General features: G+C 60.5%; 14 protein-coding genes and 3 pseudogenes. 10 read left to right on the forward strand and 7 right to left on the reverse strand.

Annotated elements, in window-relative coordinates:
- Window positions 1-120: 120 nt before the first annotated feature.
- From AC0L2C_RS31815 to AC0L2C_RS31825, 3 genes and pseudogenes are all read right to left on the reverse strand, one after another.
- Window positions 121-438 (reverse strand): DUF4158 domain-containing protein, encoded by a 318-nt coding sequence (locus AC0L2C_RS31815; RefSeq protein WP_473525305.1) that lies wholly within the window; start codon window positions 436-438, stop codon window positions 121-123.
- 4 nt (window positions 439-442) lie between these two features.
- Window positions 443-656, reverse strand: a pseudogene (locus tag AC0L2C_RS31820) (cytochrome P450); the annotation flags it as partial.
- Window positions 657-1,045: 389 nt separating this feature from the next.
- Window positions 1,046-1,447 (reverse strand): annotated as a pseudogene (locus AC0L2C_RS31825) (DUF6538 domain-containing protein); the annotation flags it as partial.
- 870 nt (window positions 1,448-2,317) lie between these two features.
- Between AC0L2C_RS31825 and AC0L2C_RS31830 the strand changes: the two are divergent.
- The 4 genes from AC0L2C_RS31830 to AC0L2C_RS31845 all read left to right on the forward strand — a co-directional run bounded on the left by AC0L2C_RS31830 (window position 2,318) and on the right by AC0L2C_RS31845 (window position 5,856).
- A complete protein-coding gene (locus AC0L2C_RS31830) occupies window positions 2,318-2,536 on the forward strand; it encodes a hypothetical protein (protein ID WP_473479244.1) in 219 nt (72 codons plus the stop codon).
- 118 nt (window positions 2,537-2,654) lie between these two features.
- Window positions 2,655-3,068, forward strand: coding sequence for a DUF982 domain-containing protein (locus tag AC0L2C_RS31835; RefSeq protein WP_473525306.1), 414 nt, complete (start codon window positions 2,655-2,657; stop codon window positions 3,066-3,068).
- A gap of 1,153 nt (window positions 3,069-4,221) precedes the next feature.
- Window positions 4,222-4,542 carry a GNAT family N-acetyltransferase gene (locus AC0L2C_RS31840; RefSeq protein WP_473525307.1) on the forward strand — a complete coding sequence of 107 codons (321 nt, stop codon included), beginning with the start codon at window positions 4,222-4,224 and terminating at the stop codon, window positions 4,540-4,542.
- A gap of 345 nt (window positions 4,543-4,887) precedes the next feature.
- Window positions 4,888-5,856: an omptin family outer membrane protease gene (locus AC0L2C_RS31845; protein WP_473525308.1), complete on the forward strand. Its 969-nt coding sequence runs from the start codon at window positions 4,888-4,890 to the stop codon at window positions 5,854-5,856.
- 421 nt (window positions 5,857-6,277) lie between these two features.
- On the opposite strand, the gene AC0L2C_RS31850 is transcribed toward AC0L2C_RS31845, so the two are convergent.
- Entirely contained in the window at window positions 6,278-6,619 is a 342-nt protein-coding gene (locus AC0L2C_RS31850) for a hypothetical protein (RefSeq protein WP_473525309.1), read from the reverse strand.
- A 387-nt stretch (window positions 6,620-7,006) separates the two neighbouring features.
- Between AC0L2C_RS31850 and AC0L2C_RS31855 the strand changes: the two are divergent.
- The 4 genes and pseudogenes from AC0L2C_RS31855 to AC0L2C_RS31870 all read left to right on the forward strand — a co-directional run bounded on the left by AC0L2C_RS31855 (window position 7,007) and on the right by AC0L2C_RS31870 (window position 8,945).
- Window positions 7,007-7,969, forward strand: a pseudogene (locus AC0L2C_RS31855) (ArdC family protein).
- The gene (locus tag AC0L2C_RS31860) at window positions 7,966-8,145 is read left to right on the forward strand and encodes a hypothetical protein (protein ID WP_473525310.1); all 180 of its coding nucleotides are present in this window, start codon (window positions 7,966-7,968) and stop codon (window positions 8,143-8,145) included. Before AC0L2C_RS31855 ends, AC0L2C_RS31860 begins: the two are co-directional and overlap by 4 nt.
- A gap of 95 nt (window positions 8,146-8,240) precedes the next feature.
- Window positions 8,241-8,582, forward strand: a complete 342-nt coding sequence (locus tag AC0L2C_RS31865) for a DUF2958 domain-containing protein (RefSeq protein WP_473525311.1) — start codon at window positions 8,241-8,243, stop codon at window positions 8,580-8,582.
- Between the two features lie 147 nt (window positions 8,583-8,729).
- Complete coding sequence (locus tag AC0L2C_RS31870) at window positions 8,730-8,945, forward strand: hypothetical protein (RefSeq protein ID WP_473525312.1); 216 nt, start codon at window positions 8,730-8,732, stop codon at window positions 8,943-8,945.
- A gap of 813 nt (window positions 8,946-9,758) precedes the next feature.
- Here AC0L2C_RS31870 and AC0L2C_RS31875 read toward each other — a convergent pair.
- Complete coding sequence (locus AC0L2C_RS31875; protein ID WP_473525313.1) at window positions 9,759-10,172, reverse strand: hypothetical protein; 414 nt, start codon at window positions 10,170-10,172, stop codon at window positions 9,759-9,761.
- Window positions 10,173-10,228: 56 nt separating this feature from the next.
- Between AC0L2C_RS31875 and AC0L2C_RS31880 the strand changes: the two genes are divergently transcribed.
- Complete coding sequence (locus AC0L2C_RS31880; protein ID WP_473525314.1) at window positions 10,229-10,621, forward strand: hypothetical protein; 393 nt, start codon at window positions 10,229-10,231, stop codon at window positions 10,619-10,621.
- A 6-nt stretch (window positions 10,622-10,627) separates the two neighbouring features.
- The gene (locus AC0L2C_RS31885) at window positions 10,628-10,978 is read left to right on the forward strand and encodes a hypothetical protein (protein ID WP_473525315.1); all 351 of its coding nucleotides are present in this window, start codon (window positions 10,628-10,630) and stop codon (window positions 10,976-10,978) included.
- Window positions 10,979-11,823: 845 nt separating this feature from the next.
- On the opposite strand, the gene AC0L2C_RS31890 is transcribed toward AC0L2C_RS31885, so the two are convergent.
- Together AC0L2C_RS31890 and AC0L2C_RS31895 are read right to left on the reverse strand one after the other, a co-directional pair.
- Window positions 11,824-14,163, reverse strand: coding sequence for a S9 family peptidase (locus AC0L2C_RS31890; RefSeq protein WP_473525316.1), 2,340 nt, complete (start codon window positions 14,161-14,163; stop codon window positions 11,824-11,826).
- A gap of 609 nt (window positions 14,164-14,772) precedes the next feature.
- On the reverse strand, window positions 14,773-15,465 hold the full coding sequence (locus AC0L2C_RS31895; RefSeq protein ID WP_473525317.1) for an OmpW/AlkL family protein: 693 nt from the start codon (window positions 15,463-15,465) through the stop codon (window positions 14,773-14,775).
- Window positions 15,466-15,873 lie beyond the last annotated feature (408 nt).

The raw sequence follows: 15,873 nt of genomic DNA on the forward strand, positions 1-15,873 counted from the left end.
CTCGTTAGATAGAGTGCGGATAATCTACAGGCTGAGTGCCACGTGGATCATCCGCCTACGTGCAAAACTTGGAAGTTTCTCATGTCTGCTAAGTGTTCTAGAGATAATAAGAAAAGAAGCTTAACTGGGGTTCTTGGAAGCTTTTCGAACTTTCTGTCTGGCACCTCCAGCCGAATTGCGAGCGCTCGCGAGGGACGCTGGGATGTCAAAATTTGCGATGGGACAATCCGACGCATCGACTGTCACGTTCAAGTCGGAGGAGTGCCGGCCGAGGCGATTGCGGTCCTCTCGGCAACGCCGGATCAGATCGAGGTCGCCGGGCTCAAAGGTGTAAAGTCGGGCCAGGTCGTCACGGTCCGCCGGGAATCCCGGTAGTTGTTCCCGCTCGGCTTCGCTCAGCGTGCTTGCGCCTTCGCTCATCAGCGCGCTGATGACCATGGCCGGAGAGGTGGCGCCGCAGGTCGGCGGGCTGGGGCTGGGTCGCCAGCGTCTCGAACAACTGCGCGGCGATCGCCTCGACCTGCTGCGAGCAGCTTCACCCTGCGGTTTTTGAAGGCCGGCGCCACGATCGTGCGTAACCGGGCATGCTCGCCCCCCTCGTGCGAGACCAGCCACCCCGGCGAACCGAGAATCACCGAATCCGGGGTGAATGCCGCACCCTCTAAGCGATGGAAGGGCGGAAGGTGACCGGCATGCGTATTTCGTAAAAGCCGGACAGGGATTCCGCTAAGTCGCGGACAGGCGTTTCGCTAAGTCCCGGACAGTTTGGCGGCGGTGGTCCTCGGGTGCCTGGTTGTCATCATGGGCGATTGATTTCGCCGTAAGCCGCGGTCTTCGGCGAGCGACTGACGGCTGGCTGAGTAGTTGCCGAACCATGAAGCCACCCGGGCTCCGCGCTTGGCTCAAACTCCCTGCGTTCAAGCCTTTGCAGCGTTAGACTAGCTCGCTGCAGAGCGGCCCTCACTGCAAGTGCAGTTTTGTGGATGCTCCACGGATCGTCACTGTAGCCGTTGTCGGCTAGGATACCCTTAGCCCTGCCGATGCATCAATCCCTCATCGATTTCCAAAAGACATTCTCCTCGATTGGCATTGTCCCCGGGATGGGATCAGCGATGCCTTCCACTCCAGCAACTGGATCGGTTGATGGCAACGGATATTTTTTCCACATGCCCTCGTACAGCTCGGTGTGCCAGTGGAGCTGTTCACTCGGATTGTCGTAGAATTTTGCAAGCCATTCGTCGTGCACGGCCTTGGCAAAAAGGTGCGCCTCCCGGTCCGTGATGAGGCGCGGTGTGAGCGCATCTACACCGGCAGCAGCAGGACGACCCAAGCTGGTTCCATTGACCGAGCGATTTCCGAGCCGAAGCTGCGCCCACTCGCGTTCAAACTCGGCAAGCACCTCTGCGTATTTCCGCTTTGCCTCTTCGGGATCCTTAGTTCCCAGCGTCTTGTTGACTTCTCAGCGGCCGGTCAACACGGCAATGTAGGCTGGAACCCGCTTTCGGAACCAGCAAACGCCGGTCTTGCGATGCTTTGTTGGACGGCTCATAGCCAGGACCATGCGTAACACCTGTGTGTAGCACTCGGGTAGCCTAAGCATTTAATTTTGCTCGTTTTTCAGCTGCATCAACACCTCAGCAAGGTGATGGTGCCCAGAGGCGGATTAGGCGAAAGCACGTTGCTCGCTCTCAAGCGCTCAATTCCCGGAAGGTATGGGCGACCGCGAAACCCTATAGGGGCAAAGCGCCACATTAAGTCCGCCGTGCCGAAAACTGCCAACTGCCGGTTGGTAGACGCGACGCACCCGGCCGCGTATGATTTTTTCACGATCCGCGCACCGGGCAAATCCCGACCCACCCCGCGCTCGGTGGTCGCTTGGTCGACCCGTCGCTCTCCTGTGCGGCGGGTTTTTTTGTTTCCGGATGAAACAGTTGGTTGGAGGGGAAGTTCGTCCCTTCGGCATCTCTTGTGCAGAAATGCCACAAGAGCTGTTCGGAGAGTTGGATGAGTGTGCAAAGGGATTGGTCCAATTGAAGAGCACGCAATAATCGCAATCCTCAACAGGGCTGACCGTGGGGACAGCATTTCGATCAAGGCGACATCGACCATATTCGGCACGCTGCGCCTATAGAAGCAGCTACTGCCCTCGGCCTGTCGGTGGCATCCGATAAGGGCGGGTAGTAGCCGTTCAATCTAGCGCGAGCCGGTTGTCCTCGCCACAGTTGTTCGCGGTCCCATTGTACAAAATTGGTTGTTGATTTTTACAAGCGGCGTGCCAACAAATGGGTGCTTGGGTTTATGTCCAGGGAGGCCTCAGGTGGACATCGAGACGGACTGCGAGCGCATAGCCGTGGAGCTTGTGCACGAGGCCATCCAGAAGGTCCCGCACGGTGGCGCAGTCTCCGTCAAGGCCGTTATAGCTGCGGTTCGCCAAGATGGCCCTGACCTCGAAATCAGTAACACGGCCCTGGTCGACGTTATCGTGGCGACCGCTCCGGCGTTTGGACGCGCAGTAGCCTTCGACCTTAACGAATAACGCTGTGACAACTCATCCGGCCGCCTCCGGGAACCTTCAGCAACCAAATGAGTTGCGTAAAAAGCTTAAGGCGAACCGTTATGGCCACCCGAGATAGGGATAATCGTTCCTCCGAGAATTGATCAGTTCGGAAGATAATCGTCGGAAGTTGCGCAAGCAGCTAAGCCTGTTGGACGACCGACCTTTGCCGCCGAAGCTTGCTGCTTTAGCGGTGGAGCTTCAGGAGGAGCTTGAGCGGCGAGAGCAAGAATGGGCTGAGGAGACCGCGGCTGCCCTAGTTCCCAGCAACGTGCCGCATTTTTTCAGCCCCTCGGTCAGCGTGAGAACTGAGCCTCCCGATCAGACGCGCAGCGTCGACACTGCTGAGGCAGCAGTTGAGGAACTCCTGAACTGCACTAAGCGTGGCCCCAAGTGGAACCTCGCGCTGCGTGTTTGCATTGCCGTGATTGCCGACAAGATGGAAGCTGAGGAGGCCCGTAAGGCATTCCTGGCTGCTGCCGAGGAGGAGGAGGTATTACGCCACTTTGGTTAGGTCTCCTGGATACCTGTGCCCGCGCAGCCCTACCCGATCGCGGCCCGCTCAGAAATTTCTACCAAATATTCCGACCCACTCTAGTTACCCTTCATGACAACCCTTTGGTTTGTCCCTCGGGTGTTCGTGAAGATTGATCGGACGACGGCAGGCATGGCTGCAACAATGCGAGGGCAGCCCTTGAGCAGCTCAAGAGGTGGATCCGGAGAGGACCTCGCTGGCACAAGGCGTGGACGCTTTGCCTGTTAGCGATGGAGGGCGATCGGATTGACCCTCATGTCGTCGCTAGGCTTTCGTGGCTGCCGCTAAGGAGGCGGAGATGTATCTCTCGCCCGAGTAGGAGGTGTCATGGCTCTATATGGGAAAGACGGGCCATTTATCCATCGAGCTTAGGCGGCCCGTGGCGCTTGCCCTTGATCCCGGTTGCGGGGTTGTTGGTTCTATCTCGGCTCACGTTGATTGTCCGAACTGTGATGGGGACGGCCCGACAGCCGCTGCGGGGTAGGCAACCGACCGGCGGGCCTAACCGTCGGGGTGTGGTCGTGTCCGCCGGCTGGGACCGACAATAAGCCGTTTCGTGCAGAATTGCTAATTTAGTAAACGATCATAATCCGTTCCACTAGCCACCAGATGGGACGGGCCTAGACTCGATTCCGTGCGTAAACGAGTGAGTTCCGGTGCTGGCCGGCTGGAGTTCATTTGTCCGATGATGCCCACCTTGGTGGCCAAGCCGGCCCAAGGAGACGATTGGACTCACGAGTCGAGTCGACGGCCACTGCTCTCAAATTCTCATCGACAACGAAGTAACCCGGTTCCTTTGATGTGAAAATGTCTCCTATCTGCGGCAATCGCATCAAGTCATCCGGAATCCTGCAGCTTGTAATATTTGTTTTGCAGTTCTTTCACATATATTTAATAAAAAACTCTGTTCATTTTCCCGCCATTACATCTAAAAGTGAGTCGGACCTGCGGGGATGGCAGCATGGATCTGGGATTTTGACCACTAGCAGGAGAGAATATGCCTTCCATATCTACACGTAGCGCCAACGCAAGGGACGCAGAGACGGTCGCCGGTTTCATTCACGCGCTACTCGATGAACTCACTGGCGGGAAAGCGCCCACGCCCGACGTCGTCAGACAAAGCGCGGAGACGGTGCTTGCCGACGCTGGCGGGGTCGCTGTGATCGCAAGTGCAGATGACGAGCCGGTTGGCATCATGGTGCTGAATGAATGCACGGCGATCTATGCAGGAGGCAAGTTCGGCTACATTTCGGAGCTGTATGTTCGACCCGACATGCGCTCCAAAGGGATTGCCCCTCATCTGCTTGAGGTCGCCTCGCAGGAAAGCCGTGCTCGTGGTTGGAAGCGACTTGAAGTTGGAGCGCCCGGGCAACCAAAATGGAAGCGCACGCTCGATTTCTATCTGCGGAACGGGTTCGAGGAAGTCGGCCCTCGGCTCTGTCGGATAATCTAGACTCAGAGTGTCTGCTGTGGACTGGCTCAAAGCAACCTGCACGATCTCAGCGGATTGAGGTCCGGCGTGGTCGCTGCCTGCCGCTGCAATCGTACCAGCATCGTCATCCCAAATGTGTGCCTCAGATAATGCAAGGTTCCCGTCACGCCGACCGCCCGGAACGCATCGGCAAAAACCGCCGTCAATCGGGTCACGCTAACGACGTTTCCTTGAGTGTTGAGGAACCGAGCCGAGGGCGGCAAATCTGCCAACCTACAGGGGCGCTGCATAGACGACCGCACGTGACGTGCACCCGGTTACGCAGCGTATAGCCGAATAACGGATCATTCCTATGAGGGTAGTTTCATGAAATTGTATGCGAAAGTTTTTGGTGGAGCGGCAGCGTTGCTCGCCGCCTGGCCGGCGATGGCCAGCGCCGCGGTGGTGAGCGAACCGGCGCCCTACAATCCCGATTTCTCTTTCGTTGGCGGCGTCGGCGTCATCGACATCGAGGCCAACGAGCTACTCTATCAGGCTCCCGGCAGCGGCTCCAAGCGGAGCCACCTTATCTGGGAAAGCACCTCTCCGGTCATTTCAGCCGAGATGACGGCGCGCAGCGAGACTGGCTGGACCGCCAAGCTTTCCGGCCAGATCGCCTTCAGCGGCGACAGCTACATGGAAGACTATGACTGGGACCCGCGATACTCGACCAATGATGGCTGGAACGACTGGAGCGACCGTTCGCGCCATTCCGACACCGATCTTGATTACTTCTATTCGGCAACCGTCGCGCTCGGCCACGATTTCCAGGTCAGCGACCAGCTGCTGATCAACGTCAACGGTGGCTTCAAGTACACCTCGGTCAAGTGGACTGCCTTTGGCGGCTCCTATGTCTACAGCGTTGACGGCTTCCGGGATCGGGTTGGCGACTTCCCAGGAGACACAAAGGGCATCAGCTACCAGCAGAAATTGCCGGTCGCCTTCGCCGGCATCGATGCGACCTATGTCCAGAATCGCTGGAACTTCGGCTTTGCGCTGAAGGGCGGGATGACCTTCTCGGCCGGCGATACCGATCATCACTGGAGGCGTGACCTGCGCTTCGAGAAAGATTTCGAATCGGCGCCGGTTCTGATAGTCGGCGGCAGCGTCGGCTACCAGTACAACGAACGGACCAGCTTCTTCGTCTCCGGTTCCTACGAAAAGGTGTTCACCGCTCGCGGCGACTACAACACCTATGACATTCCGACCGGCGCAAAGAAGGGCGGCGACGACGACAGGGTTGGCGGCGATTTTGCCGCGGCGACAGTGATGGTCGGCATCAAGACCTCGTTCTGATTGAACGAACTCGACCGGAACGCCAAACCGATGTCCGCATGGCGCAGCCGAGCTGTCGTTCCGCGGTAGACCGTCTCTGACCTCGCAGCAGTCGTCCTTGTCCCCGACAAATGGTATCAGGAGAGATGCAAACCGGATGGGCCATCGAATAGGCCTATTGCGACAGCTGTGAGCTGATAGCCTTCAATCGTCGGCTTCCAGAACAACGTCGAGCCGCACTCAGAACCCGCGTTCAACTTTATCGGACGATCCGTACCAACGGACGTGTTGTTCACCGCCGACTGAGAGCGCGTCGCACCGAACATTCACGGCAGCGAGGAAATGGCCCCATTCTTTCGATGTGATCGAGCGTGAAGCACGCGAATTCGGCTGAGCGACCGAGCGGTTCCTCCACCATCTGCATGAACATGCTTCGGAACTTTCAATCGCGGCTGACCTGGCCCGCCGCTTTGCCGCGATGATACGTGGCGATGACGATGCAGGCCTCGGTCAATGGATAGACGATGCCATGAACAGCGAACTGGCTACCCTTGCGGCAGGTCTCAGCCGTGACATTGAGGCTGTCCGGGCGCCAATCACCCAGCCCTGGAGTACGAGCCCGGTCGAAGGCCAGATCAACCACCTCAAGACGATCAAGCGCCAGATGTACGGGCGCGCCGCCTATCCACTCCTCCGGACCGACTTCTGGCAGCCGCTTGACCCAACCGGACAAATGGACACCCGAAAAAAGTAGTCGCTGCACCAGATATGCGGAAGAACCCAATTTGGCCTAAGCTTGACGCGCCCGCGCGCCTGACGGCGCGCGCCGGGTGCTCGTGCACCGAGCCCGCTATTTCTTCGACAGGCTCAGGCGGTCTCGGCCATCCGCTTCGCCCCCTGGCGCGGGCAGCCTGTCGGCTGCTGACGGTCGCCGGCCTGTCGGCCGGCGCGGTTTATCTGTTGGCCTTTCCCGGCGGCGCGGGGTGGGCGGCACTCCCTTCTAGGCCCGCCGCGGCATCCCGCAACCCTTCGCTTCGCTTCGGGTCCTCCTCTTGCGTTCCGGTCCTTCGGATGCGGTCCGCCTCCGACGGCGGGCCTTTCCGGTCGCGTCTCGCCGCCCACCCCGTTTCCGGGGAAAGGCGCGGCGAGTGGTTAGCGGAGGACGAAAGGAATGCGTGCAAACGACAAGCGTTGCGCCAGCGCAGAGGCTGGCGCGGCTAAGGGCGGGCGCCCGGGCGCCAGCCTTTATCAGGAGATCACAGACCAGCATCGTTGCCGAACTGGAGCGCGGCACCGTGCCATGGGTCAAGCCCTGGGGCAGGGCAAAGACAGCCCTTGGCCTGCCCAGGAATGCAGCCACCCAGCGCCGCTATTCCGGCATCAACGTCCTTATCCTGTGGGGCGCGGTCATCGAGCGCTCATACCCAGCCAGAACTGGCTCACCTTCCGGCAGGCGCTTTCCCTTGGCGGCAATGTCAGGAAGGGCGAACACGGCACCACCATCGTGCATGCCGATCGCTTTGTCCCAAAAGACGAGAAGGAACGGGCCAAGGCCGATGGGGATGAGCCGCAGGCCGTGCCTTTTTTGAAGCGCTTCACCGTCTTCAATGTCGCGCAGTGCGATAACCTGCCCGAACATCTCTATGCCGCCGCCGAACCGCTGCCCGCGCGCCAGATCGTCCCGCAACCCGAGGCGCTCATTCATGCAAGCGGTGCTGATTTTCGCATCGGCGGCGATGGCGCTTTCTACATGCCTGGCAGCGACTTTATTCAGGTGCCGCCGCAGCCGGCATTCTTTCAGCAGATCGACTATTACCGCACCTGCTTCCACGAGCTTGGCCACTGGACCGGCCACCCGGCGCGGCTGGCGCGCGACCTGTCCGGCGCCTTCGGTTCCAAGACCTATGCGCGCGAGGAATTGGTTGCCGAAATCGCCGCAGACTTTGTCTGCTCGACGCTCGGCATCGAGCCGACCGTGTGCCATGCCGACTATATCGGCACATGGCTGAAGGTGCTGCGCGAGGAAAATCGCGCCATCTTCCGCGCCGCCAGCCTTGCCTCCAAAGCCGCCGATTTTCTTCTTGGCTTTAACGCCGAGACCGAAGGCGCGCAACAAGATGAGATCGCGGCATGAGCGGCGCGCGATCCCGACACCCTGCAGACCGAACCGACGCCGCAAGGCGAGCAGACGATGTCCGGCCGGTCACCACGCGCGACCGCCTTGCCCTTTGGCCGACGCGCCCGCGCGCGGCGCAGAAGCCGCTCGATACCGGGCTGCTCGATGACGCCGACAGAAATAACTCGACCTGATTTGGGAGGAGTTTTCCCATGATCTTGATCACCGACGAACTGCGCGCCAGCTGCTCGCCAATGGCGCAACTGACATCGAGACAGACCATGTCCCGGTGGTAAAACTGTTCGATCCGACCGGGCCAGCAACCTGGCTTCTCACCGAACTCGACGCCGACGGCGACACAATGTTCGGCCTTTGCGACCTCGGCTTCGGCTCCCGGAACTCGGCAGCGTCAGCCTTGCCGAGCTTGCAAGCGCCAAAGGCCCGGCTTGGCCTCGGCATCGAGCGCGACCTCTGGTTCAAGGCGCGCTTTCCGCTCTCCGTTTACGCCCAAGCGGCGCGCAGCGCCGGCCACATCACCGAAGCCGAGCGGCTTCTGCGGCAGGCAGCGGAAGCACTTGGCAACTCCCATTCCAAGCTTCCGCCCGACACGGCGGAGCAAGAGCGCCGATAAGGCGCAAAACCGCCCCCGCCGCGCCGGCCTTCGGCCCTTGCGGCGGGGGACAATTCCACCCCCAACGAAGGAGACGAACCATGCAGCTTGCCCACATTCCTTTCGACCGGCCCAGCATTTCCACGCTCAACATGGGGCCATTCCAGCGTGCCCGACGTGTCGGACATTCTGCCGTCTGTCCGCGGCGTCCTGGTGCCGCTTCTGGTGCGGCACAACGGCACGCCGGAAAGCTTCGAGATCGTCTCCGGCCGGCGCCACTATTTCTCCGCGAAGTCGCTCGCCGACGAGCGCGGCGAGGGCAATGCCTTGCCCTGCGCCGTCATGGAAGATGGCGACGACGCCGATGCGCTCGAGGTCTGCTGATCGAAAACTTCGCACGGCTCGATCCCGACGAGGTGTCGCAGTGGGAGACGTTTTCGCGGCTGATCAAGGAGGACCGCGGTGTTGCCGCCATCGCCGCCACTTTCGGCATCACCGAGCTTTTGGTCAAACGCATTCTGGCGCTCGGCGACCTGTTGCCGAAAATCCGCGAGGCCTATCGGCGCGAGGAAATCGACGCCGAGACGGCGCGCAATCTGACCATGGCCTCCAAGCGCGCAGCAGAAGGATTGGCTGGCGCTTTATGTCGATCCGGAGCAATACGCGCCGCGCGGCGACGGTTGAAGCAGTGGCTGTTCGGCGGCCAGTCGATTTCCTCAGAGGTGGCGCTGTTTGCCGTCCAGGATTATCCGGGCCTGATCGTCTGCGACCTGTTCGGCGGGGACAGCTATTTCGCCGACGCCGACCTGTTCTGGCAAAAGCAGAACGAGGCGATCGCTGCCAAGCGCGACGCCTATCTGGAAGCCGGCTGGCCGACGTGGCCGTGCTGGAACCGGGGCAGTTTTTCCAGTCTTGGGACCACGAAAAGACGCCGAGGAAGAAGGGCGGCAAGGTCTTCAAATCAGTCTCGCATCGCGGCGCGGTCGAGTGCCACGAGGGCTGGCGTCGCGCAAGGATGCCCGCCGCGCCGCGCGCAAGGCGAGGGCGGCGAGCACGAAGACACCCCCGCAAAGCCGTCGCGACCGGAGCTCACCGGGCCGATGCAGAACCATGTCGATCTGCATTGCCATGCCGCGGTGCGCGCGGCCATGCTCGACCGTCCGGGTGTCGCGCTGCGCCTGATGGTGGCGCATCCCATCACAGGTTCGGGCCTGTGGCAGGTTCGCCGCGAGCCGCAGCGTACCGCCAAGCGGTGGCGGCAAGCCTCGCAGCCTGCAAGGCCGAAGCCGTATTCTGCGAAGGCGGCGCGAGGTTTTGGCGCTGCTGGGGCAATCGGAGGAGGATGGCGCGGTCGCCGGCGGCAACGGCGATGCCTTTGCCACAGCGCGCGTCTTCGCCCGGCTGTTGACGCTGTCCGACGACGATGTCCTGCGCGTTCTCGCCATCGTTATGGCCGAGACGGTGGAAGCCGGCAGCGCCGTCATCGAGGCGCTTGGCAATCACCTGAATGTCGATATGGCCGCTTGCTGGCAAGCCGACGACGCCCTCTTCGACCTGTTGCGCGACAAGGAAATTACCAATCTGATACTCGCCGATATCGGCGGCAAGCATATCGCCCACGGCAATGTTTCGAGAAGGTGAAGACGCAAAAGACAACCATCCGCGATTTGCTGTTCGGCGAGAACGGCAGGGAGAAAGTCGACGCATGGCTGCCGCGCTGGATGAAATTCCCCGCCGAAAGCTACACGACCCGGGGCGGCTTCCGCACCGCCGATCAATTGGCCAGAGTTCAGCCGCTGTTCCTGGCCGGAGTGCCGCCGCCTGGCACCTCTCTCGGGCGATGCCGGCTGCACCTTTGCGGCTTTTCCGGCGTGCACCGCACGCGAAATCCCGACGCCAACTCATCGCCTTCGCCAGCCCTGCGCCGCGCCGGGATGTTGCCGAGACGCAACGCTTATAGCCACGTCCGCCCCTGGCGACGGTGTCTGAACCTGCGCAAGCCCGATATCCGCGACGCCGCTTGGGTATCGTGTCAGCCGATCGCGCGGCCTGTCTCCTAAGCGGTCTTGCGGGACAACGCGATAGCGGCCATTCGCGGCAACGTTCGTCGTTATCAGCAGCGTCTGGAGGTGCTCGCCCGGGACCTACAAAAGAACAAGGAAGAGCTGAAAATCCGCCGGTTGTTCAATCGGGACGAATGGGCGATCACCAGTGCGAGCCCGGTTTGCGAGCAGTCGATCGATGGTACGCTCTCCTCGGTCATGCTGGCGATGCGATCAATGCGCTGCTCGTCGCCGCGGCCAAAATCTGCGCCTGATCCTCACTCGCGCTTTGGCTTGCCTGGTGCCTGCAAGAACTCCAGCCGAAAACGGCGAAATCGGATGCTTCCACTCGTCTTCCCGGGTCCGCAATATTAACAATGTCAACACCTTAGCCGTTGTTCAGGGCCGACTACCGAGTCTGCGCCGCGGTAGGGTTCGGCTCGGCTGAGAGCATCAAGCCGAACGCCCCCGATACGCAAGGGCTCGCCTATACTCGTGCCGGTCATCTAGGGCTCGGCAGATCGCCAAGGCCCTGGCGGCAAGCATTCCGGATCAGGGCGAGGTTGGGTTTGGCCATGCGTCGCGTGTGGGTCGCTGACTTGAGGTGATGTGCGTCCGGCGGCCCGCCTCGTCGCCTCGTCGAGGTTAGTCACCGAAATGATGCGCTGACCGCCGGCCAGCGGACTGACCGAAGACGCATCCACATTCTGACTCGCTGAAAAGATGATTCAAGAGATACGAGCCATCCCCAAGGTCGGCCGGAGCGTCCCGCTCGGCCCAAGCGTGAAAGATATCATCGCCATCCACGAGGCTCTGAGTCGAACCGCAACCCTTCGCTCTCGCTTCGGGTCCTTCTCTTCGTTCCGGTCCTTCGGATGCGGTCCGCCTGGACGGCGGCCCTTCCGGTCGCAACTCGCCGCCCGCCCCGCTTCCGTCCCGCTTCCGGGGAAAGCCGCGATTGGCGAGCGGAGGCAAAACGAAGCATGCAAGATAGAAGCGTGCCGTCATCGAAGAGGCAGGCAGAGGCGGGGCGCCATGTCCTTAATTCCCGCTTTGCGGCCGTCGAGCGTCGGAATCGTTCCTGTTTCCGTCTTGCGAAGGCCCGTGGCGCAGGAATCGGCGCAGGCCCTCGTGGGAGCGGTTCTCCGCTCGCTCGCCGCCTCGATCACAGCCAACAAAACGGGCGCGAGGATTGCCACAGGCAGAAGCAGCCGAAGCCATCATCGTGACGATTTGCTCTTTTGCAGCTCGGTTCGTTCAGCGTTCCAGTCGGGTGGGGTCTGATCGAGAATGTTGCGAACGAAGAAGTCCAGGAGTTTGCGCTCAGTGTAGATGCCTGGCGCGTTGTGATCGGCACCAGGCACATAGACCATGTCGAAATCTTTTCCCGCCTTGATGAGTCGGTCGGCAAGCTGCAGCGAGGAGGACGGGTCGACATTGCGGTCCATTTCGCCGACGACGATCATCAGCTTGCCCCGCAGCCTGTAAGCATTGTCGATGGCGGAGGATTGGGAATATTCAATGCCGACTGGCCACCCCATCCACTGTTCGTTCCACCAGATCTTGTCTATCCGGTTGTCGTAGCAGCCGCTGTTGGCGACCGCGACCTTATAGAATTCGGGATGGAAGAGCAGCGCGCTCACCGCGTTCTGGCCGCCTGCGGACCAGCCGAAAATGCCGACATTGGAGATATCGTACCACGGATACCTCGCGGCGGCCGCCTTGTGCCATAGAATGCGATCGGGAAAGCCTGCGTCCTTCAGATTTTTCCAGGCAACGTCATGAAAGGCGCGCGAGCGCTTGTTGGTACCCATGCCATCGATCTGCACAACGACGAAGCCCAGCTGCGTGAGCGGCTCTGTCCGCCCTGAGAAGGATTTTGGGACGAACGAGCCCTGGGGCCCGGCATAGATATTCTCCACCACCGGGTACTTCTTCTTCGGATCGAAATTGGCGGGCAGGTGGATCACGCCCCAGATATCAGTCTTGCCGTCGCGCCCCTTGGCGTGGAAACTGAGTGGCGGCTGCCAGCCTGCGGCGACGAGCTCGGATATGTCGGCGGTCTCCACCTGCATGAGTTTGACATCGTCGCTGGCGCGGTAGAGCATCATGCGGGGCGGCAGATCGATGCGTGACCAGAGATCGACATAGTAGCGGCCGTCGGGAGAGAACTCGACATGGTGGTTGGCCGGCTCGGGCGTGAGCTCAGTCAGCCCCTCACCGTCGAAGCCGATGCGGTACGCATGGACGAAATAAGGGTCTTCCCCCGGGTGCATCCCGCTCGCCTCGAACCAGATCTGGCGCTTGACCGGATCGACATGGTTGACCCCCCGCACGACCCACTCACCGCTGGTAATCTGGTTCTTGAGCGCGCCGGTCCGGCCGTCGAACAGATACAGGTGCTCGTGCCCATCGCGCTCGGACGCCCAGATGATCTCCTTCCCGTCGTCGACATCGTAACGAAAGATTTTGCCGGTACGGCGCTGGTTCATCACCAGCGGCCGGTAATCAACGAAGGTCGTGCTGGTCTCATCGATCAGCGAGCGTGCGCGGCCCGTGGCGGCGTTTACCTCGACCAGCCGATAGAGCTGATGCCCGCGCTGGTTATATTCGAAAGTGAAGCCGCGACCGTCCGCCCACCACCGGAGAGGGGAAAGTTCGAAGGGGTTGGAGAACAGGGCGTCGTCGATCGCGATCTGGCGCTGGCTGGCAATGTCGAACAGGACCGGCTGGGGCAGCGGAAGGACATCGCCCGGCTTGGGATAGACCCTTGCCGAATATTCGCGCTGCAACCGGTCCGTCGACGAATTGAGGTAGGGGACCTCCCGCTTGTAGCCGGGGCGAACGCGGTAGGCCGCGAGATGGCGCGAGTCCGGCGACCAGCTCAGTGTCGAAAAGACGTAGCCATTGTTTTCGGATCCATCCCGGCTCAGCGCAACATTCTGCAATCCATCCTTGCTGCGCAGCAAGACATTGTGGTTCCTTATATAGACGATCCATTTGCCGTCGGGCGAGACGCTCCTCTGGTCGGGGTTATTCTTAGCCGGGGGGGTGTAGTCGTGGCGGAGCTGAAAGTCCGGCGCGTCCACATCCAAGTTTGTGCTGGTGCAAACATAGCTTGCAACGTCGCAGCTCCACCGGACCTGCTTAATCAGGAAGTCGAGCCTGCGACCATCCTCGGTCAGTTCGAAACGCTCGAAGGGAAGATCGCCGGCCTGATAGCTCTTATGGCTCGCTTCATTTAGCGCCGCCGCCAGACGGGCCTGGTCGAAGGCGGCCCGTTTCAAACCCGTGGCAGCATCGACCCGCATGAACTGGCGCTCGCCGTGGCTAGTCCGGCGGTAGACGAAGGCTTCACCCCCAGTCAGCCAAAAAGGCATTTCGGGGACATTGGCACTGAGTCCGCTATAGCGATCGTTGATCGTAAGTGCCCGCTCGAAATCCGCCAGCGCCAGCGGTGGATGTGCACCATTCGAATCGTTGGCCAGCACCCGAGCGGTTGCCGATCCCGATGCCCCTTGAATTAATGACGCGAGTGCCAAAGCGCCGATCTCGACCATATCTGTTCACCTCTTTCGGTTTTCGGAAGACACATTGTTGGATCTGGCTTTTCATCGCCGGTGTGCAGCAGCGTTGAGCGTTGCTCGAAGGAGTCAGCACGCGGGGTGCAGCCGAGACGGCAGTCACCATGACCCGTGCGCCCTACGCGGATATCCAGGACTGGCGGGGTGAACCAGACTGAAGAGTTGGCGCCGAGCCAGCAGGGTATTTTCCATGTCCACAATGATGGAAAATTCAAAGCCCGATGACGCTTGCAATCACACCCCCTTCCTTTTTCTGCACCTGGAAGGGCCGGAATTGGGCCCGGCACAAAGCGTTGGCTATGGACATTCTCTGCATGGCTGTCGTCAGTCCGTTGATCCGTGTCCGGATGAACGATGCAATATGCGCGCCAAAGGAGATCCTTTTAGATCACGGCAATCGATCGGACTGGCTGTGTCGGGTGAACGACATTAACGTCGCACATCCGACAGCTCGGACCACCCAAAGTCACATTGACCTTGGGTGTATGTCGGGTTGACAAAAATGGACCGTCGGGCCCACGGCAAAAGGGCGCACGAGGCGCCCTTCATTCGACTCGGGCTGCGCGTAAGCCGACTTCGCCGGCGTCAGAAATGGTACGTGACGCCTGCGCCAATCAGCCAGGGGTCGAGCTCCGCCTTCCCCGTCTGCTTCGTGCCGGCCACGGTGACGTCGAAGTCTGGCTTCAGGAAAAGCTTCTTCACGTCGAAGTTGACGCCCCAGTGCTGGTCGACCATGTAGTCGAACCCGACCTGCAGCGCGGTGCCGAACGTGTTCTTGACCTTGAGATCATCGGCGCTGCCGGCTTGCTGATGATAGAAGATCGTATAGTTCACGCCGGCGCCGACATAGGGCTTGAAGGCGCCGAAATCGGTAAAGTGATACTGCAATGTCAGCGTGGGCGGCAGCAGCCAAACCTTGCCGATATTCCCCAGCCCGCCGATCGAGCCTTGGCCTGTGATGTTGGCATAGGTGGTGCCGAGGATAAGCTCGGCTGCGACGTTGTCCGTGAAGAAATACGAAATATCGAGTTCCGGCGTTCCGGTGTTCGAATAGGAAAGACCGGAGCCGGGCACCGCGTTAACGTAGCCCGAATCCTCAGTGATAACCCCCAACGCGCGCAGGCGGATCTGCCAAGGGCTTGGCCATTCCGTGAACAAGGCACCCTTATCCGGGTCGCACGGTTCTGCAAGGTCTGCCGCGGCCGCCTGCTGTCCTACCAGCAACAGGACGACGGCCGCTGTGAGTCCCCGCAACACGTTCATTCGCTTTGTTGCCATAATGTTGTTTCCTTGCTCGTTAGACTTCACTGTGAATAGTCCTGCCGTGTTGATTGCTATCTACAGAATACTGGCGCGCATTATTCGAAAATTCTGCGCGCATTGTTAGACATGTACTCACTTCGTCGAAGTTCGCCCTTGTTGACCTGCCGGTCGCCAATGAACGCTATCGGCGTGCGAGCCGATCGCGCTGCCAAGGAAATTGTCGCCCAAGGCAATGAATGCGGCCCGCTCGGATTGTCCTTGCCGTAGCTGTGCCCGCCTGCGCTGGTCCGTAGAAGTAAGCGGGATAGGCATCGTATTAACGTAGCCCGAATATGTCCCCGAGGCGGCGCAGGCGGAACTGCCCAGAGCTTGGCTCCTAGATTGGTGTCGTAGACGGGCACGGGTAAGGGGGAGGCGGAGGGG

The sequence above is a fragment of the Mesorhizobium sp. WSM4845 genome, from assembly GCF_055811455.1.

Bases quoted from the DNA above. Each gene is read 5' to 3' on its own strand.
- AC0L2C_RS31815 (WP_473525305.1), bottom strand. From the start codon at position 438: ATGGTCATCAGCGCGCTGATGAGCGAAGGCGCAAGCACGCTGAGCGAA.
- AC0L2C_RS31845 (WP_473525308.1), top strand. From the start codon at position 4,888: ATGAAATTGTATGCGAAAGTTTTTGGTGGAGCGGCAGCGTTGCTCGCC.
- AC0L2C_RS31860 (WP_473525310.1), top strand. From the start codon at position 7,966: ATGAGCGGCGCGCGATCCCGACACCCTGCAGACCGAACCGACGCCGCA.
- AC0L2C_RS31875 (WP_473525313.1), bottom strand. From the start codon at position 10,172: ATGCTTGCCGCCGATATCGGCGAGTATCAGATTGGTAATTTCCTTGTC.
- AC0L2C_RS31890 (WP_473525316.1), bottom strand. From the start codon at position 14,163: ATGGTCGAGATCGGCGCTTTGGCACTCGCGTCATTAATTCAAGGGGCA.
- AC0L2C_RS31895 (WP_473525317.1), bottom strand. From the start codon at position 15,465: ATGGCAACAAAGCGAATGAACGTGTTGCGGGGACTCACAGCGGCCGTC.